The organism is Ruegeria sp. CDSB136, assembly GCF_059610965.1.
This window is the reverse complement of sequence record NZ_JBXWOP010000003.1, coordinates 238,901-262,035: the sequence shown is the minus strand read 5'-3', so window position 1 is coordinate 262,035 and position 23,135 is coordinate 238,901. Positions and strand designations below refer to the sequence as shown.

Genomic DNA, 23,135 nt, shown 5'->3' with positions numbered 1-23,135 from the left:
CAGCCGCATTCGCGTTGGTCAACCGGAACGTGAAGGGAAAAGACACCCGTCCAACTTCGCTACCTCGGTCAGGACTTCATCGGATCTCAAGCTCATCAGAGATTTGCTGCCGATATTCTTGATTATGCAAGCGAGGCGAGCGTCCTGCAAAAGCAGCGATTTCATTTCAATGAACAGGACCGCAAACCGGACACAAAAGGCAAACAGGCCGGGGATTTGAACCGGCCCGCTTTTTGACATACAGCAGATTGTCAGCCCTGAACCTTGGTATAAGTCCCCTCACCGGCAAGAATGCCGCGGAAACCGCCGGGTTCGTCCAATCCAAACACGATCAAAGGAAGGTTGTTGTCGCGCGCCAGTGCAATGGCCGAGGCATCCATGACCCGCAGGCGTTTTGCAAGAACATCGTCATAACTAACGGTGTCATAGCGCTGTGCGTCGGCGTGAACCTTGGGATCCTTGTCATAAACACCGTCGACACCGTTTTTGCCCATGAAGATGGCTTCGCACGCCATTTCGTTAGCCCGCAGCGTGGCTGCCGTATCCGTTGTAAAATAGGGGTTTCCGGTTCCGGCAGCAAAAATGCAGACCCGTTTCTTTTCGAGATGTCGCACGGCGCGGCGGCGAATATAGGGTTCGCACACCTCGTCCATCCGGATGGCGGAAATAACCCGTGTGAATACGCCCACTTCCTCAAGCGCGGACTGCATGCCCAATGCGTTCATGACGGTGGCAAGCATTCCCATGTAATCCGCCGTCGTACGCTCCATCCCTTGCGCCGAACCGCTAAGGCCCCGAAAAATGTTGCCGCCGCCGATGACCATACAGATCTCGACGCCCAGATCGTGTACGGATTTCACCTCTTGCGCGATACGCTGAACGGTGGGCGGATGCAGGCCGAACCCCTGATCCCCCATCAGCGCTTCGCCCGATATTTTCAGCATCACGCGCTTGTATTTTGTCTTGGGGGTTTCGGTTGTCTCGGTCGAAGGGGATTGGCTCATGTTGCGCTCCGGGCTGGCACAGGTTTAATTCCGGCGCAAAATGAAGCAAAAGCACCGCAGGTTCAATGCGGAACGTTAGGAATAAGGCAGTCCAGATGGCCAACGCAATCTCATCGCGGTTTTGGGACATGTTGCCCCCCGTTCCGGATGACAAGCCTGTTCTGATCGCCGGGCCCACTGCGTCAGGAAAATCGGCGCTTGCGCTGCAGATTGCCGAAAAGTTCGGTGGTGTCATCGTCAATGCCGATGCAAGCCAGGTTTACGATTGCTGGCGGGTGATTTCAGCGCGCCCGTCGGTCGATGAAGAAGCCCGTGCGCCACACCGTCTCTATGGACACATTCCATTTGACCAGATCTATTCGGCAGGACACTGGCTGCGCGAGGTCAAACCCCTTTTGAACTCAGCTGAGCGTCCCATAATTGTGGGCGGCACCGGGCTGTACTTTTCAGCACTGACTGAAGGAATGGCAGAAATTCCCGCGACGCCACCTGAAGTGCGGGCGCAAGCGGATAAGATGGAACTGCCCGCTCTGATCGCAGGTGTCGATCCCGACACTTTGGACAAGCTGGACATCAACAACCGCGCCCGCGTTCAGCGCGCATGGGAAGTGCAGACCGCGACCGGACGCAGTTTGTCGGACTGGCAGGTAGATACCCCACCCCCGGTTCTTGCCTTGTCTGATACCGTTCCCATTGTTCTTGACGTCGACAAAAACTGGCTGCTGGACCGTATCATTCGTCGCTTTGATCTCATGCTGGAAACAGGGGCCTTGGACGAGGTTGAAGCGATGCTGGATCGGTATGATCCGACCCTGCCGGCCTGCAAGGCCATCGGCGTCCCGGAACTGGTTGCTTACCTCGATGGCCGAATGACTATGGATCAGGCCCGGGAACGCGCCACGATCTCCACTCGGCAGTTTGCCAAGCGTCAGCGCACGTGGTTCAGGGCCAGGATGGGAAAGTGGAATCCCGTAGACTTCTCAAAATGATACTAAACATTCCTAACTGAGTGCCGGACACTCTGGCGCATCTTGAATATGTTGCTTCAAGGCCCGCCAAAACCCGCCGGTCGCGAACGACTTTGTGTACGAATGTATTCATTTCCAAAAGCTCCATCACGCCGCGACTCGCCCGGATGAACGGGGCGCATATGTCGTTTTTGTACTCTGTATGCCGATTTCGAACATTGACGTAATCCGAATTCTGGTGCGGAATACGTTCATGGGGAATGTGAGAATCCAAAAAAGAAGACCCAATTGCTCGTTGAATGCGACCGGCCGGTCTGCCTGATTCCGAGCACACTAAATCGACAAATGTACCACAGGGAGACATCTTGATGAAAAATCGTACCATGACCGGGGCACCAGTTCACTGGGCGGCAGAGATGCACGCGCAGGAATACCGTGACGGCAAGCTAAGCCGCCGCGAGTTCCTGACCCGCGCCACGGGGCTGGGTGTTACGGCTGCTGCGGCATACGGCATGATCGGCCTGGTAGCTCCGGCGCGCGCCGCTGGTGAAGATGCCAAACAGGAAGGCGGAACTATTCGTGTTCAGACCGAGGTTCGCGCACTGAAAGACCCGCGCACCTATGACTGGTCGCAAATCGGCAACTACAGCCGCGGTACTCTTGAATATCTGGTCGAGTACAACTCGGACGGTACATTCCGGGGCATGCTGCTGGAAGGCTGGGAAATCAACGACGACGCGACAGAATATACCCTCAAGGTTCGTCCGGGTGTGAAGTGGAACAATGGCGACGACTTCACGGCCGACGATGTGGCGTTCAACATTGCGCGTTGGTGCGACAAGTCTTCGGAAACCAACTCGATGGCGGGTCGCTTTGCAACGCTGGTCGATGAAGGGACGGGTCAGGCTATCGAAGGTGGCATCGAGGTCGTGGACCCGACGACCGTAAAGCTAAACCTGCCCAAATCCGACATTTCGCTGATTGCGGGCATGTCTGACTATCCGGCAGCGATCGTTCACCAGTCCTTCAGCGAAAATGACCTGCTGAACAACGTGGGCACCGGTCCGTATCTGATGAGCGAACTGGAAGTCGGCGTCAAAGGTGTTCTTGTCCGCAACGAGGAACATACCTGGTGGGGCGAGGAAGTTTTCGGCCGTCCGGCGCTCGACCGTATCGAATACATTGACTACGGCACCGACCCGTCTGCGTGGCTGGCGGCTCTGGAATCTGATGAAGTCGACATGCTGTACGAGTCGGTTGGTGAATTCATCGACGTCATGGACGGCCTCGGCTACGTGAAATCCGAAGTTATCACCATGGCTTCGATTGTAATCCGTCCGAACCAGCTGGCCGAAGTTGACGGCAAGCAACCCTATGCGGACAAGCGTGTGCGCCAGGCTCTTCAGATGGCCGTGGATAACTCGGTCTGTCTGGAACTGGGCTATGGCGGCCGTGGCACAACTGCCGAAAACCATCACGTCGGTCCGATCCATCCGGAATACCCTGAACTGCCACCGCAGAAGGTTGACCCGGAAGGTGCGCGCAAGCTGATGGAAGAGGCCGGTATGGCCGATTTCGAGCACGAGCTGATCTCGATCGACGACGATTGGCGCCGCAACACGACAGACGCCGTGGCGGCGCAGCTTCGCGATGCGGGCATCAACGTCAAACGGACCGTTCTGCCGGGCAACACATTCTGGAACGACTGGGTGAAGTATCCCTACAGCTCGACCAACTGGAACCACCGTCCACTGGGTGTTCAGATCTGGGCGCTGGCCTACAAATCGGGCGAAGCCTGGAACGAATTCGGCTGGTCCAATCCTGACTTCGACGCGATCCTCGACGAAGCGCTTGCCATCGCGGATGCGGACAAACGCCGCGAGGTCGCTGCACGTGGCGCCGCGCTGATCCAGGAAGAAGGTGTGACGATCCAGCCATACTGGCGCGCACTCTACCGTCACATGAAGGACGGGTTGGTGGGCACCGACATGCACGTGTCGTTCGAACACCACCACTACAAGTGGGGTTGGGCAGCCTAAACACTGCCGACTGCAAACCGGGGGCGCCTGATCGGGGCGCCCCTTTCCAGCCGCAGACTAGCCGACACGGGGTCGGATGTCCGAGGCCAGATAATGGTCCAATGATCTGCGGAACACCTGAACAACGGGGCCATCATGGGACTTTTCATCCTCCGTCGGTCAGGCGTGATGCTGCTTACAGCTTTGTGTCTGACATTCGTGGTCTTCTTTCTGACCAATCTTTACCCGAATCTTGAAAAACTGGCCAAGACACAGGGCAACCAGCGGATGTCGGACGAGCAGGTGGAAGCCTGGCTTGAAAACCGCGGCTACAGAGAGCCGATGCTGATCAAATACGGCCAATGGCTGGGTGTTGCCCCCGGGTTCACCAACACGCTGGCGGACGGACAGTTTGTCGGCACCTGTGTACGCCCTGGAACGACCCCGGAAACGACGCCCAGCTATTGCGGCGTTCTGCAGGGTGAATGGGGCTATTCGACCGTATTCAAGGACGACGTCGGCAGCATTGTCGCCAAGCGTCTGGGGAATACCGGGTATCTGATGTTCTGGGTTCTGGTCCTGATGGTTCCTTCGGCACTGTTGGTCGGTGTACTGGCGGGGATGCGGGAAGGATCGGCGCTGGACCGTTCCCTGTCGACATTTTCGATCATCACGACAGCGACACCTGAATATGTGTCCGGTGTTATCTTCATCGCGATCTTCACCTCGTCCACGGTCGGCCTGAAATGGTTCAAGGGCACGGCAACACAGGCGATGGACAACCCGACATTCGAGAACTTCTTTCTGCCGGTTCTGACCATTGCCCTTTACGGGATGGGATATATCGCCCGGATGACCCGCGCCTCGATGACCGAGGTGATGACCGCTCAATACATCCGGACCGCCCGTCTGAAAGGGGTATCGTTCGGCAATATCGTGATGAAACACGCATTGCGCAACGCACTGATCGCGCCGTTCACCGTCATCATGCTGCAGTTCCCATGGCTGCTGAATGGTGTCGTGATCGTCGAGACCCTGTTCAACTACAAGGGTTTCGGTTGGGCGCTGGTGCAAGCCGCGGGCAACAACGACATTCAGCTGTTGCTGGCAATCTCGGTCGTGTCGGTCTTCGTGGTGCTGATCACGCAGCTGATCTCGGATATCGGCTATGTGTACCTCAACCCGCGCATCCGCATTTCGTAAGGGAGATAGAACATGGAACCTCTAAGCTGGACCGGCTCTATCGCCTTTCTGAATCCCCTGCTGATGATCGCGATTGCGGTACTGGTATTGTCGATCCTGGTCTGGATTCTGGCCAGTATCGTCCTGCCCGAAGCCCAGGTGAGCGTCAATCCGGATGGCACGCTCAGCTCGGCCGGCGGGGTGCGTGGGCTGATACAGTCGTCATTGCGCCTTAGTTTTCTGGCCTCAGTCGGCCTGGTGCTTGCCTATATCGTGCTGGGCATCCTGTTCGGAACCGGTGCCGGTATCATCGGGGCCATCTCGCAACAATTCCTGCCTGTCTGGGTGTCACTGATCATACTTTACGCCATGTCGATCGCCTTCAAGCGGCGGCTGGGTCTGTACGGCAAACTGTACGACAGCCCAATCGGCATGATCGGTTTTGGCCTTGTCATGTTCTGGGTCTTTACCGGGATCTTCGGAGCGATGGACCTGATCGTGACGCACGACCCGCTGGCGCAAGTCTCGGGTATGAAGAACAAGGTCCCCGGCACTCCGCTGCCAAACCTGGAGGAAGGCGAATTCGCCTGGTATCTGCTGGGTGGAGACAATCTTGCGCGCGATGTGTTCAGCCGGATGGTCAAGGGCGCCTGGATCGTTGTGCAGATCGCACCACTGGCCACCATGTTTGCATTCATGGTCGGGATCACGTTGGGTCTGCCGGCCGGTTACTATGGCGGACGGCTGGACACGTTTCTGTCGTTCCTCGCCAACCTGATCCTGGCCTTCCCCGTGATCCTGCTGTTCTATCTGCTGGTCACTCCGGAGATCGTCGCGACAGGTGTGCCGAACTACATGGCGGCCGTCCTGTTCCTGTTCCCGATCCTGTTCCTTGGCGTGCTGCTGAACTCGCGCTATTACACGCGGCCAAAATTCCGAACGCCACTTCTGATCGGAGTATTGGGCGTTGCGATCTGGATGTACCTGTCGCTGATTTCGACAGGCGGTTACGTGATCAACACCGATGACTATCGCATCTGGGGCCTGCCGACTTATCTGGATCTGTTCGATATTCCGGGCGGTATTCTGGTCGTGTTCGTTTCGGTGGTCTTTGTGAACTCACCAACCGTGTTCCGTATCGTCCGTGGCCTCGCGCTGGACATCAAGACACGCGACTATGTTGCGGCGGCGCAAACCCGGGGTGAAGGTCCCTGGTACATCATGCTATGGGAAATCCTGCCAAACGCGCGCGGCCCGCTGATCGTCGATTTCTGTCTTCGTATCGGCTATACCACCATCCTTCTGGGAACGTTGGGTTTCTTCGGATTGGGTTTGCCGCCTGAAAGCCCGGACTGGGGTTCGACGATCAACGAGGGGCGCAAGCTGTTGTCGATCTATCTGCACCCGGCCCTTCCGCCCGCACTTGCGCTCTTGTCACTGGTTCTTGGTTTGAACCTGCTGGCAGATGGTTTGCGCGAAGAAAGTCTGAAGGACTGATGTGATCGAGGCCGGGGGCCCTGCCCCCGGACCCCCGGAGTATTTTCGAAAAGATGAAGTTGGTCGCTTGAACAGCTTCATCAGGGAGTAGGAAACAATGAACAAACTGGCGGAATATGACGGCCCGATCCTGGAGATCGACAAGCTGTCGATTTCATTCTTTACCCGCCTGCGGGAAATACCCGCCGTAATGGATTTCTCGGTCAGTGTGCAGCCAGGCGAAGCCGTGGGACTGGTCGGTGAATCCGGTTGCGGGAAATCGACCGTTGCGCTGGGTGTCATGCAGGACCTGGGGAAGAACGGGCGTGTCGTGGGTGGTACGATCAAGTTCAAGGGCCGCGATCTGTCCGAGATGACCACTGAGGAGTTGCGCGACATTCGCGGCAACGAGATCGCGATGATCTATCAGGAGCCGATGGCCTCGCTGAACCCGGCAATGAAGATCGGCAAGCAGCTGATGGAAGTGCCGATGATCCACGAGGGTGTGGGCGCTGAAGAGGCCTATGCCCGTGCGCTGGAGGTGGTCACCGATGTGCGTCTGCCCGACCCCGAGCGGATGTTGAACTCATTCCCGCACCAGTTGTCGGGCGGTCAGCAGCAGCGGATCGTGATCGCCATGGCGCTAATGTCGAAACCGACATTGCTGATCCTTGACGAGCCGACGACCGCACTGGACGTGACGGTCGAGGCGGCGGTCGTCGAACTGGTCAAGGACCTGGGCAAGAAATACGGCACCTCGATGCTGTTTATCTCGCACAACCTCGGTCTGGTTCTGGAAACCTGCGACCGGCTGTGCGTGATGTATTCGGGTGAGGCTGTCGAGCGCGGTTCGATCAAGGATGTGTTCGACGAGATGCAGCACCCCTATACGCAGGCGTTGTTCCGTTCGATACCTCTGCCGGGGGCGGACAAGAATTCGCGCCCGCTGGTCGCCATTCCCGGGAACTTCCCCTTGCCCCATGAGCGGCCTCCGGGATGCAACTTTGGTCCGCGCTGCGATTATTTCGAGGAAGGGCGCTGTGATGCGCAGGACATCCTGATGCAGGCGGTGCCCGGCAATGACCGGCACCACACGCGCTGTCTGAAATTCCAGGAGATCGACTGGAACGCGCCGATCACTGTTGGGGAACAGAAGGAGAAGGCCGAGATCGGCCGAACCGTTCTCAAGATGGACAACCTCAAGAAATACTACGAGGTTGCGGCGAACGCCTTGTTCGGTGGCGGCGAGAAGAAGGTGGTGAAAGCCAACGAAACACTGAGTTTCGAGGCGCATGAATCCGAAACGCTGGCCATTGTGGGTGAATCCGGTTGCGGCAAATCCACCTTTGCCAAGGTCCTGATGGGGCTTGAAACGGCAACCGACGGTCAGATTCTTCTGGATAACCGCAATATCGAACAGGTCCCGATCGAGGAACGTGACGCCAAGACCGTTGGCGAAGTTCAGATGGTGTTCCAGAACCCTTTTGATACGCTGAACCCCTCGATGACGGTGGGGCGTCAGATCATTCGCGCATTGGAGATCTTTGGCGTCGGCAACTCCGAGGCAGAGCGCAAGAAGCGGATGCTGGAACTGCTGGATCTGGTGAAACTGCCCCGCGCCTTCGCCGACCGCATGCCGCGTCAGTTGTCGGGCGGCCAGAAGCAACGGGTCGGTATTGCCCGTGCCTTTGCCGGTGACGCACGCATCGTTGTGGCGGACGAGCCCGTTTCCGCGCTTGATGTGTCGGTGCAGGCTGCCGTGACCGATCTGTTGATGGAAATTCAGCGCAAACAGAAGACGACGCTGCTGTTCATCAGTCACGATCTGTCGATCGTGCGCTATCTCAGCGACCGAGTGATGGTGATGTATCTGGGCCATGTGGTCGAACTTGGGACCACAGATCAGGTCTTTGCGCCACCATATCATCCATATACCGAAGCCCTGCTGAGCGCGGTGCCCATCGCGGATACGTCGATCCAGAAAGAGCACATTGTTCTGGAAGGCGATATTCCGTCGGCCATGAACCCGCCGCCGGGATGCCCGTTCCAGACCCGCTGTCGGTGGAAGTCACAGGTGCCGGATGGACTGTGCGAGCAACGCGTCCCGCCTGTTCAGACACTGGCGGACGGTCATCAGGTCAAATGTCATTTGGCCGAGGATATCCTTGCCCGAATGGAGCCGGTCATCAAGATTGCCGCAGAATAGGCAACGTGAATCTATTGACAAAGGCCGGTCGTCAGACCGGCCTTTGCTTTTTCGCGCCGCATATTTTTGGACGGCGCCCGGGATATGTTGTGAGTGGTAGCCCCGGTCAGAATTGTGCTCACCCGGTCAGGACGTTGTTTCCGAAATGCATGAATTCCTGATCCATGCCTGCGACCTCGCCGGCCTCCAGTTTCAGACCGGCACTGTCGAGCATCGTATGGCTCTTTTGCGCCTTCACCCATTCATCTGCGGACTGCAACGTTGTCAGCGTGTATGACGTCACTTCGTTCAGGTAATGGGTCGGGATGATTACCTTGGGTTTCAGCCCGGCCACGATATCATTGCCCTGATCATAACTGAGGATGTGCTGGGATCCGTCCACCGGCAGGGTGAGAACATCCACCTGCCCGATGGCATCCCAGAATTCCTGCGGCGGATTGTGGCGGTTGTCGCCCCAGATCAGGGTGCGGATCCCGCCGGTTTCGACGAGGTAGACGACCATGTCCATGTGGCCGACATTGTTCGGCGGGCAGGCCTCGGCTCCGAATTCCGCCAGCGCATTGGTCCAGTCATACCAGCCCGGCGCAACGCAGGCATGCTTGTCCGCAAACCCGGTAATCTTGAGATCGGCAAATTCAAAGTTTCCCACCATCCTGTCCAGCACCATGGTCGAACTCGGCCGTTCGATCGCATCATGATCGAAATGCGCGTGGGTCGACATGGTTATGTCCACGGATATCTGCGGAAACTCATTGCGGAACCAAAGACCCCATGCACCGGACGGATCGTCACGCCACGGGTCGAACAGAACCGTCGCCCCGTTTGGCGATGTGATCTTGATTGCGCAGTGACCGTAATAATCAATCCCCACAGCGCCGGTCGAAGCCTGACCGGTCGAGCCCTGCAGGTCGATGACGTGGTTGTTGTTCCCGGGCTGAAGCCAGGCTTGCGATTGCGCCTGTACCGGCGATCCGGCAACCAGAGACACCCCTGCCCCCACACCTGCCGCACCAGCAGCCAGAAAGAATGATCGGCGCGACAGGCCGGGTGCCAGTGTGTCCCGTGATCCATTCATGACTGTTGGCTTCAGATCCTTGCGATCCATGTGTTGACCTCCGTGTTGGTTAGGTGCGGTACGATCCGCACCTTCACAGGCAGGCTAACAAGCAAAGGTATCCATTCTCAGACGAGAAATATCGGGGGGTAATAAGGGGGCGTTCCCCATATTCAACCTTCACGAAATCGTGAGCAGATGGCTGCGCAGGTTCTGATCGCGGCCTTCTAGGCCAAGTTTCTTGCGAATGTTGTTTCGGTGAAAATCAATAGTCGAAGTTTCGCGGCACAGAACCTTGGCTATGTCCTTGGTGGTCTTTCCCGGCATAACAAGCTGGGCGATTTCAATTTCTGTCGGTGTCATGATCGAAAACGCGTCCGACAACTTGTCAGAGATATCCGAGGTGATCTGTTTCAGATTATCCTCGGCAAGATCCAGATACGCGTGAGATACGTCTTCTGCGTTCAGATGATCGCGCAGTTTGTGCAGATACGGAAGAACCATGGCCCGAACCTGCTCGACAATCTTCTGGTCCCGGTTCTTCCGGTCGTCGTCGAGGCTGGACAACAATACACGCAAGGCTGTGTTGGTCTCTCGCAGTTCTTTCGTGCGGGATTGAACCCTGTCTTCCAGTTGCGCCAGCGTCTCATTCAGTTTCGCCTCAAGCGCGCGGCGCAGATAAACCTCCTGCAACAAAGCCAAATCAGCTTCGACCATGCGGGCGAACTGGATCAATCCCTCGCGGAAAAGCAGCGCGCGGCGGTTGCGGTGGCGGTCCAGCACGCAGATCGTTCCGAATATCTCGCCGTCCGGCCACTTCAGCGGCAACCCGATATAAAAGGACATGCCGTGTTCAAGGTCTTCATTTTCGTTCCAGACCGGGTCACATGTCGCGTCCTCGACAACCAGTTCACCGTCGCGTTCGAAGACGCCCTGACAATACAGCTTCGGGTGCAGTTGAAAATTCATGCCGACGGGATAGGGGTTTTGCGGGTGTTCGGACGTGACCAGAACCCTGTGATCGGGCGCATCCGTCTTCATAATCAGGCTGGCCGGAACATCGGCGAGCTGCGCCACAAGATCCACCAACCGCTGCCAATTGGCCATTGTACCTTGCGGGATGTCCGGGCGATTGTGTGGCATCGGATGCCTCGTTGGTGATGGAGCTTTCCCTCTCAGGTTAGGCTGACCGTAACCCGGCGATCAAGAATCCGCCCCTCCGCAGTGCAGCGAGGCCATTTCAGCCGCCCCAAATCACCTTCACGTAGTTCTGGGTCTCCGCATAAGGCGGTATTCCACCGTGCTTTTCCACGGCCAGGGGGCCGGCGTTATACGCCGCCAGAGCCAGCGGCCAGGATTTGAACTTGCGATATTGCCACGACAGGTACCGCGCGCCACCTTCCAGATTTTGCTTTGGATCAAGCGGATCAACCCCCAGCAGATTGGCGGTCTGCGGCATGAGTTGCGCCAGCCCAAGCGCCCCCTTGTGGGACTTCGCAGTAGGGTTCCAGCCACTTTCCTGCTGCACCAGCCGCAGGAAAAGGTCTTCGGGGATGCTGTGCTTGCGCGCAGCGTCACGGGCCAGCGCCAGATATTGCCCCCGGTATTTGCCGGTATAACGTTTGTTGAATTTCCCCTGGGCGGATTTCGGTTTGAGCCGCTCGGACCCGCGGTACTGGGTCGCGGACCTGCTATCCAGGACTTTGGCCTGCTTTAGGAATATGTCCTTGCGGCTTTTGCTGGACAACGTCTGCGCACTGGCTGGAACCGACGCCAGCAACAGGCCCAGAACAAAGAAGCCACCAATCATAGACCGCATTTATGCTTATCCTGCTCACTCAAAACTCTGCCGGAGTATAGGTATTCCAGCCAATAATGAAAGCTTGGTAAAAAAATCCTGAGAGTTTTCCCGCCGGGTGTTGTAACCATCAACTCTGTTTCAACCGGATCGCAGTCCGTATAGGGTCGCTCAGGAACACAGGCGCCAGATTCGGGCGCGATCAAGTCAGAACAGTACGGGGAAATACATGGCGGGTTCAGTCAACAAGGTCATTCTGGTCGGCAATCTTGGCCGCGATCCTGAAGTGCGAACATTCCAGAATGGCGGCAAGGTCTGCAACCTTCGCATCGCCACGTCCGAGACATGGAAGGACCGCAATACAGGTGAGCGGCGCGAACGGACCGAATGGCACTCGGTTGCAATCTTCAACGAAGGTCTGGTTCGCGTGGCCGAGCAGTATTTACGCAAGGGCTCGAAGGTCTATCTTGAAGGTCAGTTGCAGACGCGTAAATGGCAGGACCAGTCTGGCCAGGACCGCTATTCGACCGAAGTTGTTTTGCAAGGATTTGGCTCAACCCTGGTCATGCTGGATGCACGCGGTGAAGGCGGCGGTGGTGGCTATGGCGGAAGCCAGTCCGGTGGCTATGGCGGTGGTCAGGCCGGCGGAGGCTATGGCGACTCCTACGGCGGCCAGTCCAGCGCACCGTCCCCTGCATCAGGCGGAATCGACGACGACGAGATTCCGTTCTAAGCATAGCGGAGACATATCATGACATGGTCCTTCTCTCTCGGCCGGCTGCTCGGGTCCGAACTGAGGGTCCATGTCACCTTTTTCCTCTTGCTCGCCTGGATCGGGTTCGCGGCCTATACGCAGGGTGGATGGAATGCAGCCCTGCAAAACATCATCTTTGTCCTGCTGCTGTTTGCCTGTGTGGTGGCGCACGAATTCGGGCACGCGCTTATGGCACGGCTGTTCGGCATCAAAACCCCGGACATAACCCTTTTGCCCATCGGTGGCCTTGCTCGGCTTGAACGCATGCCGGAAAAGCCAATGCAAGAGGTCTGGGTGGCGCTGGCCGGGCCGGCGGTCAATATCGTGATCTGGTTTGTGCTGGTCACTTTTGGCGCCAGCATGCCCATTGAAACGATGGCCCAGATCGACTCGGTCCATATCGGACTTCTGAACCGGTTGGCCTATATCAATCTCCTGCTTGCTGCATTCAACATGATCCCGGCATTTCCGATGGATGGCGGACGCGTTTTCCGGGCCCTGCTGTGTCTCAAGATGGACCGGGTCAAAGCCACCCGCGTTGCAGCAATGGGCGGCCAAGTTGTGGCGATTGGTTTGGGCTTTCTCGGCCTGAATACAGGCAACCCCATTCTGGTGCTCATAGCTGTCTTTGTTTTTATCGCGGCCAACGCGGAAAGTCAGGATGTCGCAATGCGGTCTGTGGCCCGGCGGGTATTGGCGCGCGACGCCATGATCACCGAATTTCATCCGCTTTCGCCCGACGATACGCTCGACACCGCGGCGCAGGCCGTCATTCATACCACGCAGCACGAGTTTCCGGTGATTGAAGCCGACGGAACGCTATTGGGATTCGTGACCCGCAACCGCCTATTTGCCGCTCTTGAGGGAGATCGTCCCAGATCAGACCCTGCCACTTCGATTATGGAGACGGATATTCCGTCGGTTCAATTGACCAGTGGCCTGGAAACCGTTCTGGATGGTCTGCACAAAGGCGCACCCGCAATTGCCGTCCGAACTGCCGGTGGGCGCATGATTGGGTATATCACACGCGAAAATATCGGTGAGCTGATGGTTCTGCGCGGTCGCTGAAAGCACCTTACAATCAGCTGATTGAAAGAGCATCCTCAAGCACGGACAGGACCGCATCGCGCGGAACATCAGAGGTCACAAAAGCCTGACCTATCCCGCGCGCCAGAATAAATCGCAATTGGCCATCAATGACCTTCTTGTCCTGCGCCATCAGATCCACCAACGCCTCGGCCCCCGGCAATTCACCGGGAATGTCAGCCAGATCCGTTTTCATCCCCATCGCCCGAAGATGTGCCCGCACCCTGCTGGGATCTTCCTGCGAGCATAGACCCAGCCGTGAGGACAGTTCAAAAGCCAGGGCACATCCAATGGCGACACCTTCCCCATGCAAAAGCCTGTCCGAATATCCTGTTGCCGCCTCGAGTGCGTGACAGAACGTATGACCAAGATTCAGCAAGGCTCGATCACCCTGCTCAGTCTCGTCGCGCGCAACGATGTCGGCTTTCATCTGGACGGACCGGGTTACGGCGTGCACGCGGGCCTGCATATCACCGGACGACACCGAAGGCCCATTCGTTTCAAGCCACTCAAAGAACGCGGCATCGCCCAACAAGCCGTATTTTACCACTTCCCCGTAGCCCGAAAGAAAGTCCCGCTGTGTCATGGAGCCCAAGACCGAGGTATCCGCAAGCACCAGTGAGGGCTGGTGAAACGCGCCAATCAGGTTTTTGCCTTGGGGTGCGTTTATACCCGTCTTTCCACCGACCGAGCTGTCGACCTGCGCCAGCAGCGAGGTCGGGATCTGCACGAACCGCACACCGCGCCGCAACACCGCAGCGGCAAATCCGGCCAGATCGCCAATGACGCCGCCGCCGAGGGCGACAACGACATCGCGCCGTTCGATCTTTTCCGCCAGCAGCCATTCCACTGCACGTTCAAAATGAGGCCAGCTTTTTGTCGCCTCGCCGGCGGGTAGCGCCAGCGCGCTCATGCTGATGCCCGCAGATTGCAGCCCATCGCGCAAACCATCCAGGTGTAATGCGGCGACATTCGCATCCGTCAGAACCGCCACTTTTGGCCGATGCAGCAAGGGCGCGATAAACTCGCCGGACTTCGCCAACAGATCGGGTCCAATCTCAACGTTGTAAGACCGATCTCCAAGTTCCACATTTACGGTTTGATGCATTTATTTTTGTTCCAGAACGTCCGGGCGCGTCATCAAAGACTCGATTACCCGGTTCACCATATTGTCGATCGAAATTTCGCCGTCCGAAACAACGGTCAGATCAGCCCGCGCATAGACCGGCACGCGATCTTCATACAAGGCGCGTAAGGTCGCGTGGGGATCAGCCGTGCGCAGCAAGGGGCGCGTGTCTTTGTGCCGGACCCGGTTCCACAACACATTCAGATCGGCGCGCAGCCAGACCGACACCCCACGTTCGCTGATCATCCGTCGGTTATCCCCCGACAAAAATGCGCCACCGCCGGTCGAGAGGATGCCTTTTTCCTCATCCAGAAGCCGCCCGATGACCTGGTTTTCCTTGGTCCGGAAAAAGGATTCACCATCGCGTTCAAAGATTTCCGGGATCGTCATATTCGCCGCCGATTCGATTTCGGCATCGCTGTCCAGAAAGGGCACGCCAAGCCGCGCAGCAAGGGCGCGGCCCACGGCCGTCTTTCCTGCACCCATCATTCCCACCAAAACAACCGTTTTGTGCAGTGCAAAGCCTGCTGACGGGTCAACCGTGCGGGTGTTATGCTTAATTTCGCTCATTTCACCGTGAATGACGTGATCTTGTGAAAATTGCCAGTTATAACTTGGTCAAAATCAAAAATTGAGGCAGCGTTGAGCCATGGGCCGCTTGATCAAGTTCGTTATATATATCATTTGCCTGAGTTTCATCGGGTTGGTCGCCTATACCTATGTTGGCCCATACTTCGGCGCGGACTTCTCTGCCCCGCAAAGTGAAATACGCGAACCGGTTGATTTGGATGCGAATTAAAGCAGCGGCGGTTTTGCTGGTTCTGGCTGGTACGGCGCAAGCGCAACAGGAACCTCTCTCGGCCATTGACTGGTTGACCGATCCGCCCGAAAACCTGCCAGGTACAGTTCTGCTGGAACCCCCGGTTACCCAGACCGGCATTCAGCCCGACGTCCAGGTCACCCCGCTCGAGGCTTTGTCGCAACCGTTGGGCCTCGTGTCATCATCGGTCACCGGGCTGCCGGTCGATCTGTGGCAGAACAGCGATCCAGGTCGTCTGGCCGAGCTGATTGCGGATGTTCCGGTCAAATACAATGCAGCCATGCAAAAGTTGCTATTCACTCTGCAGCTCTCTGAAGCGCGGGCGCCCTCGGGACCAGAAGCGGAAGAAACGCTGTTATTGGCCCGCCTGGACCGGCTGATGCAATTGGGGGCCGCTGATCCCGCCCAGTCACTGGTTCAGCTTGCCGGACCAACCGACAGCCAGGCGCGATTTCAACGCTGGTTTGACGCCACACTTCTGACTGGCGACGAGGACCGCAGCTGCACCGCTTTGATTGCACAGCCTTATCTGTCGACCGACTACGCTGCTCAAATCTTCTGTAAGGCACGCCGCGGAGACTGGGTCTCGGCCGCGCTGACACTGGAAGCCGCGCATGCGTTGCAAATTCTGCCCGACGAAGATCTGGCGGTTCTTGATCGCTTCCTTAGCCCTGAACTGTTTGAAGGGGCCGCCTATCTGCCGCAGCCTGAAAACCCCGATCCGCTGAGTTTCCGGCTGTTTGAAGCCATTGGCGAACGCTTGCCCTCGGCCCCTTTGCCCCGAGCATTTGCAAACGCGGACCTGCGCGATGTTGCAGGTTGGAAAGCCCAGATCGAGGCAGCCGAACGTTTGACGAGAATCGGCGCTTTGACCCCCAATCAGTTGCTTGGCCTTTATACCGAACGCAAACCTGCGGCGTCGGGCGCGGTCTGGGATCGGGTTGCGGCTGTTCAACGGTTTGAAAGCGCGCTTGAAACCGGGAACCCCGACTCCATTGCCGAAGCCCTGCTGACGGTCTGGAACCAGATGCACGACATCGGGCTGGAAGTTCCTTTTGCCGAACTGTTTGCCGAACGGCTGTCGCGGGTTACGCTGCCAGATGACGCATCCGAAGCCTTGCGCTGGCGCATTCTGCTTTTGTCTGAATTGTACGAAGCCGCTGCAATTGACATACCGGAAACGGACCAAGGAACACAGTTTCTGGCAGCACTGGCCCAAGGTGATCCCGGTCGTGCCAAATCACCATCTCCACTTGCAGATGCCGTTGCCGAGGGGTTTGTCTGGGCCGCACCGATCCCATCCGACATCGAAACCTTGCTGGCCAATGATCAGCTGGGCGAGGCCATTCTGGAGGCCATGACCCTTTTTGCCCATGGTGCACGCGGAAATCTTGTGGACCTGACCGCGGCCATCGCCACTTTGCGCCGCGTCGGACTTGAAGATACAGCCCGTCGCGCGGCGCTTCAGTTGCTGATCCTTCAAGGAGTTTGAGAATGGCATCCCCGGCCACTCAGGACTTGTGGATTTCCACCTTTTTACAGGCTCAGGCGGCAGAACTTGGGGCGGCAACCAACACCCTGCTGGCCTATGGGCGTGATCTGAAAGATATTGCGGCCTGGCTGGAGCGGCGGTCTTCGAGTTTCGCTGACGCCGACAGGGACCGGATCGAAGCCTATCTGATCGATTGCGACGCACAGGGGCTGTCTCGCTCGACCCGCGCGCGGCGATTATCGGCCATCAAGCAATTGTACCGGTTCGCCTTCGAGGAAGGCTGGCGCGACACCAACCCGGCCATTCAGATCAAGGGTCCCGGACGGCCCAAACGATTGCCCAAAACGCTGGATGTACCCGAGGTCGACAGGCTGCTGGACGCCGCACGCCAAACCGGGCGCAGTGTCGCGGATCGGGTTCGCAATACCTGCCTGATGGAGCTTCTTTACGCCACGGGAATGCGTGTGACCGAGCTGGTCTCGCTGCCGGTTTCATCGGCGCGTGGCGATCCGCGCATGCTTCTGGTCCTGGGCAAAGGCGGGAAAGAGCGGATGGTGCCCCTGTCCCCGCCTGCCCGCGATGCGTTGGCGGCATGGCTGCCCCTGCGGGACGAGGCCGAAGACCAAACGGTCGCGAAAGGTGGGCAAAGATCCCGGTTTCTGTTCCCGTCCCGGGGCAAGTCCGGCCATTTGACACGGCACAGGTTCTTTTTGCTGGTCAAGGAACTGGCGGTTCAGGGCGGTGTTTCGCCCGAAAAGGTCACACCGCACACTCTGCGCCATGCTTTTGCCACCCACCTCTTGGCCAATGGCGCAGATCTTCGGTCGATCCAGACCTTGCTGGGTCATGCGGATGTGGCGACCACGGAAATCTACACTCATGTTCTGGACGAACGCCTGTCAGAACTGGTGTTGGAGCATCACCCGCTGGCGAAAGACCCGGACAACAAGGGCTAAACCCTTGATCCGGAGGGGTGGCACCCCCATAACAATCGCAACCGCATCAACAATAAAGAACAATGGAACCCACTTCTTCACTGATCGACGGCGCTTTTTGGTTCACCACCGGCGCAATCCTATTTTTGCTTGTTCTGTCAGGTTTCTTTTCGGGATCCGAAACGGCATTGACCGCGTCATCCCGCGGCAAGCTGCGGGTACAAGCCGACAAGGGATCACGCGGTGCGCAAAAAGCGTTGGACATTACCGACGACAATGAACGCCTGATCGGTTCGGTTCTGCTGGGCAACAATCTGGTCAATATTCTTGCCGCCTCGCTGGCAACGGCACTTTTTACGCGACTGTTCGGCGAAAGCGGTGTGGCGCTGGCAACGCTGGTGATGACCTTGTTGGTTTTGATCTTTGCCGAGGTTCTGCCAAAGACCTATGCCATCACGAACGCGGAAAAAGCAGCCGCCGCGGTGGCTCCTCTCATCGGAATCGTGGTGACGGTGTTTTCCCCTGTCGTCGCGGCGGTGCGTCTGCTGGTGCGCGGCGTGTTGCGCCTGTTTGGCGTTCAGATTGACCCCAACAGCAACATCCTTGCCGTGCGCGAAGAAATCGCGGGCGCCCTGCATCTGGGACATTCCGAAGGCGTGGTCGAAAAAGAAGACCGGGACCGTATTCTGGGCGCGCTTGATCTGGGCGATCGCGCGGTGGAAGAGATCATGCTGCATCGATCCAATATCGAAATGATCGATGCGGACGACGCGCCCGAAAAAATTCTGAAACAATGTCTGGAAAGCCCGCACACCCGCTTGCCCGTCTTCCGCGACGAGCCCGAGAACATTGTCGGCGTCGTGCACGCCAAGGACCTGTTTCGCGCCATGTATGCCCAGGTGGGCGGACACGACGGCGACACAGACCGGCTGAAGTCCTTCGACATCTCCAAGGTAGCCACCGATCCGTATTTCGTTCCCGAAACCACTACTTTGGACGATCAGATGCGGGAATTCCTGCGCATGCACAGTCATTTTGCACTGGTTGTCGATGAATACGGCTCGCTCCGCGGCCTGATCACGCTTGAGGACATTCTTGAAGAGATCGTGGGCGAAATCGCCGATGAGTTCGATCTGGACGAAGAAATAGCGATTACGCGGACCGATGACGGGCAGTTTCTGGTCGAAGGCGCGATGACGATCCGAGACGTCAACCGCGCGATGGAATGGACCCTGCCCGACGAAGAGGCCAACACCGTCGCCGGCCTGGTCATTCACGAGGCGCAGATGATCCCGACTGTCGGACAGGTCTTTTCCTTCCACGGGTTCCGCTTTGAAGTCACCGCGCGGGAAGGCAACCGGATCACCGGGCTGAAGATCCGCCCACTCTGAAGCAGGATGCTATAGCAGCCAGCCGCAGGAGTCCGGCCTCCCAACGCAATCGATTGTTTGCGTGCCCAAGCGACACCCAATGTCGTATTTGGCGTTGCATCCCCTGCCCGCCGATACAGACTGGCATAAAACCTTGTGGAGCAAATCATGAATCTCACAACCCGGGTTGCCGTGATCGGCGGCGGTGTCGTCGGATGCTCGGTCCTGTACCACCTGACCAAACTTGGGTGGTCAGATGTTATGCTGCTGGAACGGTCAGAGTTGACCAGCGGATCCACCTGGCACGCGGCCGGGGGGTTTCACACACTGAACGGCGACACCAATATGGCTGCCCTTCAGGGCTATACCATCCGCCTGTACAAAGAGCTGGAAGAGATCACAGGCATGTCCTGTGGGCTGCATCACGTGGGTGGAGTCACGCTTGCCGATAATCAGGACCGGTTTGACATGCTTCTGGCTGAACGGGCCAAACATCGGTTCATGGGACTGGACACTGAAATCGTCGGGCCCGAAGAAATCCGCAAGATTGCGCCGATCACCAACACCGATGGCATCATCGGCGCGCTGTATGATCCGCTCGACGGGCATCTGGACCCGTCCGGTACGACCCATGCCTATGCCAAGGCGGCCCGGATGGGCGGGGCCACGATCGAAACCCATTGCATGGTTCGGGAAACCCGGCAACGGCCTGACGGTTCATGGGATGTCGTCACCGACAAGGGTACGATCCACGCCGAACATATTGTCAACGCTGGCGGCTTGTGGGCCCGCGAGGTCGGGGCGATGGCGGGTATCTATTTCCCGCTGCATCCGATGGAGCACCAGTATCTCGTTACCGACTCGATCCCGCAGATCGAAGCAATCATTGACGCAGGCGGCGAACACCCGCATGTGATGGACCCCGCTGGCGAAAGCTATCTGCGGCAGGAAGGACGCGGCCTGTGCATTGGGTTTTATGAACAGCCCTGCAAGCCTTGGGCCGTGGACGGAACCCCGTGGGAGTTCGGCCACGAATTGCTGCCCGATGATTATGACAAAATCACTGACAGTATCGAATTTGCCTATAAACGCTTCCCCGTTCTGGCCGAAGCGGGCGTGAAATCCGTGATTCACGGCCCGTTCACCTTTGCACCTGACGGGAACCCTCTGGTCGGGCCGGTGCCGGGCATGCGCAACTACTGGTCAGCTTGTGGCGTGATGGCCGGGTTCAGCCAGGGCGGTGGCGTTGGCCTGACGCTGGCGCAGTGGATGATCGAAGGCGAACCCGAACGGGACGTCTTTGCCATGGATGTTGCCCGCTTTGGCGATTGGATAAGCCCCGGTTACACCCGCCCTAAGGTGATCGAAAACTATCAGAAAAGGTTCAGCGTCGCCTACCCGAACGAGGAATTGCCCGCTGCGCGTCCAAACCAAACCACACCGATGTATGACATTTTCAGCAACATGGGCGCGGTCTGGGGGCAGCAATTCGGGCTGGAAGTTCCCAACTACTTTGCCCAAGGCGATGAGCCTGGCTACGAAACCCCGTCTTTCCGTCGTTCTGACGCATTCGAGGCCGCCGGCCGCGAGGTACGCGCGGTTCGTGAAGCGGTAGGTATCAACGAGGTTCACAACTTCGGAAAATACCGCGTCACGGGACCTGATGCCCGGGCCTGGCTGGACCGGATCATGGCGGGACGGATTCCGCAAACCGGGCGGCTGTCCCTGTCGCCGATGCTTTCTCCCAAAGGAAAACTGATCGGCGATTTCACCATTTCCTGTCTGGGTGAAACAGAATTTCAACTGACCGCCTCTTACGGCAGCCAGGCGTTTCACATGCGTTGGTTCCGGCAGAACCAAACCGGACATGTCGAGATTGAAAACATCAGCGATCGCCTGAACGGATTTCAGGTCGCGGGCCCCCTGGCCCGCGATGTTCTGGCAGCCTGTACGCGGGACGACGTATCAGGCCTGAAGTTCATGGATGTACGCCGCATGACGGTGGGCATGACCGACTGCATTGTTCAGAGGGTCAGCTATACCGGCGATCTGGGGTACGAGGTGTTCTGCGAACCAATGGCCCAACGACAGTTGTGGCAGACCTTGTGGCAGGCCGGTCAACCGTTTGGAATGGTGCCGTTTGGCATGCGCGCAATGATGAGCCTGCGTCTGGATAAGTTTTTCGGCTCGTGGATGCGTGAGTTTTCACCGGATTACACTGCTGCGGAAACCGGACTGGATCGGTTCATCTCGTTTACAAAAAACGCTGATTTCATTGGCCGCGCGGCAGCCGAGCACGAAAAGGAAGCCGGTGCCACACGCCAGCTTGTAGCCTTTGAAGTCGACGCGGAGGACACGGATGTAAACGCATACGAACCGATTTGGCTGGACAACGAAGTTGTCGGGTTCTGCACGTCCGGCGGATATTCACATTACGCCGGTAAATCTATCGCCCTGGGGTTTCTGCCCGCCGACCGCGCCCATGACGGACTTGAAGTTGAAATCGAAATACTTGGCCAGATGCGCAAGGCGCACGTGATCTCAAAACCGCTGTTCGATGCGGATGGTATGCGGATGCGGGGATGACTCGGGGCTGCAGCCCCAGCATGATGGCGGAATGATTCAGATACCCGTCATTCTTCTGGCCGCAGGGCAATCCAGCCGCATGGGCGGTGCAGACAAGCTGATGCAGGATGTCGATGGCATCCCTTTGTTGCGCCGCTCAGCCCGGGCTGCGTTGGCAGTCGGGCCGGTCTTTGTTGCGCTGCCTCCCGCCCCGCATCCGCGTTACGGGGCCGTAAAGGGACTCGATGTTCATGCGGTGGAAATCCCGGATGCCGATGAAGGCATGAACGCCAGCCTGCGCGGTGCCATGGCCGCTATCCCAACCGAAGCCAAAGCCGTCATGGTTTTGCTGGCGGACCTTCCGGAATTAACAGGCAATGATCTGGAGGCGGTCGCGGCCTGTGTCGCAGCTCATCCGGACAAACTGATCTGGCGTGGTGCGACAGAAAACGGAAGGCCGGGGCACCCTGTCATTTTCGACCACAAGCTTTTTTCGTTACTGAGCCAGCTCAAGGGCGATGAAGGTGCGCAATCCGTTGTGCGTGCACATTCCGACAGGGTTCACCTGCACCGCCTGCCCGGACACAACGCGCTGCTGGATCTGGATACGCCCGAAGACTGGGACGAGTGGCGCAGAACACAGCCCCCGAAATAGACGCGGCCCGGTCGTTGTCGACCGGGCCGGTTGCCCAAAAGCAAGACTACCACTTTTCACCAATTCCAAAAGCGCGACCCAACCACCTTACAAGGCTATCGGGTATTACGCTGCCGAACCTAAACAAGACCCCCTCGTTAACATGCCGCTCAGCGCTTCTGGTACTGAGTAAGCCTTCAGCACCCCCTAGTGCTTCTGGCTCCCCCTCGCTTGGACAATTTCATCGTCGCTTATCCGACCCTTTCAAACAATCTAAAATTGGAAGAAACGGTTAATTTCGAAGAATTCAGGTAGTTTTTGCGCAACATCTCGCTTATTGAATCTCAACTTTAACGCGATCACGCTCTTATGGCCAAGTTACAAATCGATGTTTTATGATTGCTTGGAGTGATCAATAACGGCAAAAAGAAAATGCGTTACACTCAGGGCTAGTCATTAGATTACATCCCATCACAACCTGAAAGCGATTTACTGATCCGCACAACTTTGCGCAGTCCCTTTGTTTACCAAACAGATTCAATTCACCAGTTTTCATCCATTGACAGCGATTTTGGCAACAATACACCGATTCGTGAGCTGCGATCCCTTTTCACGCCCGGTATCGGTTGACCTGATTGGTAACAAAG

General features: G+C 57.6%; 18 protein-coding genes. 12 read left to right on the top strand and 6 right to left on the bottom strand.

Going from position 1 to position 23,135, the window contains the following annotated elements; genetic code table 11:
* Window positions 1-251 precede the first annotated feature (251 nt).
* On the bottom strand, window positions 252-1,004 hold the full coding sequence (gene pyrH, locus AC2FIR_RS05335; protein ID WP_170616353.1) for a UMP kinase: 753 nt from the start codon (window positions 1,002-1,004) through the stop codon (window positions 252-254).
* A 95-nt stretch (window positions 1,005-1,099) separates the two neighbouring features.
* Between pyrH and miaA the strand changes: the two genes are divergently transcribed.
* The 5 genes from miaA to AC2FIR_RS05310 all read left to right on the top strand — a co-directional run bounded on the left by miaA (window position 1,100) and on the right by AC2FIR_RS05310 (window position 8,854).
* The gene (gene miaA, locus AC2FIR_RS05330) at window positions 1,100-1,993 is read left to right on the top strand and encodes a tRNA (adenosine(37)-N6)-dimethylallyltransferase MiaA (RefSeq protein ID WP_496747331.1); all 894 of its coding nucleotides are present in this window, start codon (window positions 1,100-1,102) and stop codon (window positions 1,991-1,993) included.
* 347 nt (window positions 1,994-2,340) lie between these two features.
* Window positions 2,341-4,011, top strand: coding sequence for an ABC transporter substrate-binding protein (locus AC2FIR_RS05325; RefSeq protein WP_496762000.1), 1,671 nt, complete (start codon window positions 2,341-2,343; stop codon window positions 4,009-4,011).
* 135 nt (window positions 4,012-4,146) lie between these two features.
* The gene (locus tag AC2FIR_RS05320; RefSeq protein WP_170676800.1) at window positions 4,147-5,193 is read left to right on the top strand and encodes an ABC transporter permease; all 1,047 of its coding nucleotides are present in this window, start codon (window positions 4,147-4,149) and stop codon (window positions 5,191-5,193) included.
* 12 nt (window positions 5,194-5,205) lie between these two features.
* Complete coding sequence (locus tag AC2FIR_RS05315) at window positions 5,206-6,669, top strand: ABC transporter permease (protein WP_170616345.1); 1,464 nt, start codon at window positions 5,206-5,208, stop codon at window positions 6,667-6,669.
* Window positions 6,670-6,766: 97 nt separating this feature from the next.
* Window positions 6,767-8,854: a dipeptide ABC transporter ATP-binding protein gene (locus AC2FIR_RS05310; RefSeq protein ID WP_496744712.1), complete on the top strand. Its 2,088-nt coding sequence runs from the start codon at window positions 6,767-6,769 to the stop codon at window positions 8,852-8,854.
* Window positions 8,855-8,972: 118 nt separating this feature from the next.
* Here the strand turns inward: AC2FIR_RS05310 and AC2FIR_RS05305 are convergent, their stop codons facing one another.
* The 3 genes from AC2FIR_RS05305 to AC2FIR_RS05295 all read right to left on the bottom strand — a co-directional run bounded on the left by AC2FIR_RS05305 (window position 8,973) and on the right by AC2FIR_RS05295 (window position 11,727).
* A complete protein-coding gene (locus AC2FIR_RS05305) occupies window positions 8,973-9,959 on the bottom strand; it encodes an MBL fold metallo-hydrolase (protein ID WP_496744710.1) in 987 nt (328 codons plus the stop codon).
* Window positions 9,960-10,088: 129 nt separating this feature from the next.
* Complete coding sequence (locus AC2FIR_RS05300) at window positions 10,089-11,051, bottom strand: LuxR C-terminal-related transcriptional regulator (RefSeq protein ID WP_496744708.1); 963 nt, start codon at window positions 11,049-11,051, stop codon at window positions 10,089-10,091.
* 97 nt (window positions 11,052-11,148) lie between these two features.
* Window positions 11,149-11,727, bottom strand: a complete 579-nt coding sequence (locus tag AC2FIR_RS05295; protein WP_170616321.1) for a lytic transglycosylase domain-containing protein — start codon at window positions 11,725-11,727, stop codon at window positions 11,149-11,151.
* A 208-nt stretch (window positions 11,728-11,935) separates the two neighbouring features.
* Between AC2FIR_RS05295 and ssb the strand changes: the two genes are divergently transcribed.
* Complete coding sequence (gene ssb, locus AC2FIR_RS05290; RefSeq protein WP_480910250.1) at window positions 11,936-12,439, top strand: single-stranded DNA-binding protein; 504 nt, start codon at window positions 11,936-11,938, stop codon at window positions 12,437-12,439.
* Between the two features lie 18 nt (window positions 12,440-12,457).
* Window positions 12,458-13,528, top strand: coding sequence for a site-2 protease family protein (locus AC2FIR_RS05285; protein ID WP_496744705.1), 1,071 nt, complete (start codon window positions 12,458-12,460; stop codon window positions 13,526-13,528).
* A 13-nt stretch (window positions 13,529-13,541) separates the two neighbouring features.
* On the opposite strand, the gene aroB is transcribed toward AC2FIR_RS05285, so the two are convergent.
* Both aroB and AC2FIR_RS05275 read right to left on the bottom strand, forming a co-directional pair.
* Window positions 13,542-14,654: a 3-dehydroquinate synthase gene (gene aroB / locus AC2FIR_RS05280; RefSeq protein WP_496744703.1), complete on the bottom strand. Its 1,113-nt coding sequence runs from the start codon at window positions 14,652-14,654 to the stop codon at window positions 13,542-13,544.
* On the bottom strand, window positions 14,655-15,242 hold the full coding sequence (locus tag AC2FIR_RS05275) for a shikimate kinase (protein WP_480910244.1): 588 nt from the start codon (window positions 15,240-15,242) through the stop codon (window positions 14,655-14,657).
* A 218-nt stretch (window positions 15,243-15,460) separates the two neighbouring features.
* On the opposite strand from AC2FIR_RS05275, the gene AC2FIR_RS05270 reads away from it, so the two are divergent.
* The 5 genes from AC2FIR_RS05270 to AC2FIR_RS05250 all read left to right on the top strand — a co-directional run bounded on the left by AC2FIR_RS05270 (window position 15,461) and on the right by AC2FIR_RS05250 (window position 22,509).
* The gene (locus AC2FIR_RS05270) at window positions 15,461-16,984 is read left to right on the top strand and encodes a hypothetical protein (protein ID WP_496744701.1); all 1,524 of its coding nucleotides are present in this window, start codon (window positions 15,461-15,463) and stop codon (window positions 16,982-16,984) included.
* Between the two features lie 2 nt (window positions 16,985-16,986).
* The gene (locus tag AC2FIR_RS05265; RefSeq protein ID WP_170616310.1) at window positions 16,987-17,940 is read left to right on the top strand and encodes a tyrosine recombinase; all 954 of its coding nucleotides are present in this window, start codon (window positions 16,987-16,989) and stop codon (window positions 17,938-17,940) included.
* A 62-nt stretch (window positions 17,941-18,002) separates the two neighbouring features.
* On the top strand, window positions 18,003-19,310 hold the full coding sequence (locus AC2FIR_RS05260; RefSeq protein ID WP_496744699.1) for an HlyC/CorC family transporter: 1,308 nt from the start codon (window positions 18,003-18,005) through the stop codon (window positions 19,308-19,310).
* 147 nt (window positions 19,311-19,457) lie between these two features.
* A complete protein-coding gene (locus AC2FIR_RS05255; protein ID WP_496744697.1) occupies window positions 19,458-21,875 on the top strand; it encodes a GcvT family protein in 2,418 nt (805 codons plus the stop codon).
* Between the two features lie 31 nt (window positions 21,876-21,906).
* Entirely contained in the window at window positions 21,907-22,509 is a 603-nt protein-coding gene (locus AC2FIR_RS05250; RefSeq protein ID WP_496744695.1) for a nucleotidyltransferase family protein, read from the top strand.
* Window positions 22,510-23,135: the final 626 nt, after the last annotated feature.

Coding starts and splice junctions, on each gene's coding strand:
- pyrH (WP_170616353.1), bottom strand. CDS start 1,004: ATGAGCCAATCCCCTTCGACCGAGACAACCGAAACCCCCAAGACAAAA.
- miaA (WP_496747331.1), top strand. CDS start 1,100: ATGGCCAACGCAATCTCATCGCGGTTTTGGGACATGTTGCCCCCCGTT.
- AC2FIR_RS05325 (WP_496762000.1), top strand. CDS start 2,341: ATGAAAAATCGTACCATGACCGGGGCACCAGTTCACTGGGCGGCAGAG.
- AC2FIR_RS05320 (WP_170676800.1), top strand. CDS start 4,147: ATGGGACTTTTCATCCTCCGTCGGTCAGGCGTGATGCTGCTTACAGCT.
- AC2FIR_RS05315 (WP_170616345.1), top strand. CDS start 5,206: ATGGAACCTCTAAGCTGGACCGGCTCTATCGCCTTTCTGAATCCCCTG.
- AC2FIR_RS05310 (WP_496744712.1), top strand. CDS start 6,767: ATGAACAAACTGGCGGAATATGACGGCCCGATCCTGGAGATCGACAAG.
- AC2FIR_RS05305 (WP_496744710.1), bottom strand. CDS start 9,959: ATGGATCGCAAGGATCTGAAGCCAACAGTCATGAATGGATCACGGGAC.
- AC2FIR_RS05300 (WP_496744708.1), bottom strand. CDS start 11,051: ATGCCACACAATCGCCCGGACATCCCGCAAGGTACAATGGCCAATTGG.
- AC2FIR_RS05295 (WP_170616321.1), bottom strand. CDS start 11,727: ATGCGGTCTATGATTGGTGGCTTCTTTGTTCTGGGCCTGTTGCTGGCG.
- ssb (WP_480910250.1), top strand. CDS start 11,936: ATGGCGGGTTCAGTCAACAAGGTCATTCTGGTCGGCAATCTTGGCCGC.
- AC2FIR_RS05285 (WP_496744705.1), top strand. CDS start 12,458: ATGACATGGTCCTTCTCTCTCGGCCGGCTGCTCGGGTCCGAACTGAGG.
- aroB (WP_496744703.1), bottom strand. CDS start 14,654: ATGCATCAAACCGTAAATGTGGAACTTGGAGATCGGTCTTACAACGTT.
- AC2FIR_RS05275 (WP_480910244.1), bottom strand. CDS start 15,242: ATGAGCGAAATTAAGCATAACACCCGCACGGTTGACCCGTCAGCAGGC.
- AC2FIR_RS05270 (WP_496744701.1), top strand. CDS start 15,461: ATGCGAATTAAAGCAGCGGCGGTTTTGCTGGTTCTGGCTGGTACGGCG.
- AC2FIR_RS05265 (WP_170616310.1), top strand. CDS start 16,987: ATGGCATCCCCGGCCACTCAGGACTTGTGGATTTCCACCTTTTTACAG.
- AC2FIR_RS05260 (WP_496744699.1), top strand. CDS start 18,003: ATGGAACCCACTTCTTCACTGATCGACGGCGCTTTTTGGTTCACCACC.
- AC2FIR_RS05255 (WP_496744697.1), top strand. CDS start 19,458: ATGAATCTCACAACCCGGGTTGCCGTGATCGGCGGCGGTGTCGTCGGA.
- AC2FIR_RS05250 (WP_496744695.1), top strand. CDS start 21,907: ATGATTCAGATACCCGTCATTCTTCTGGCCGCAGGGCAATCCAGCCGC.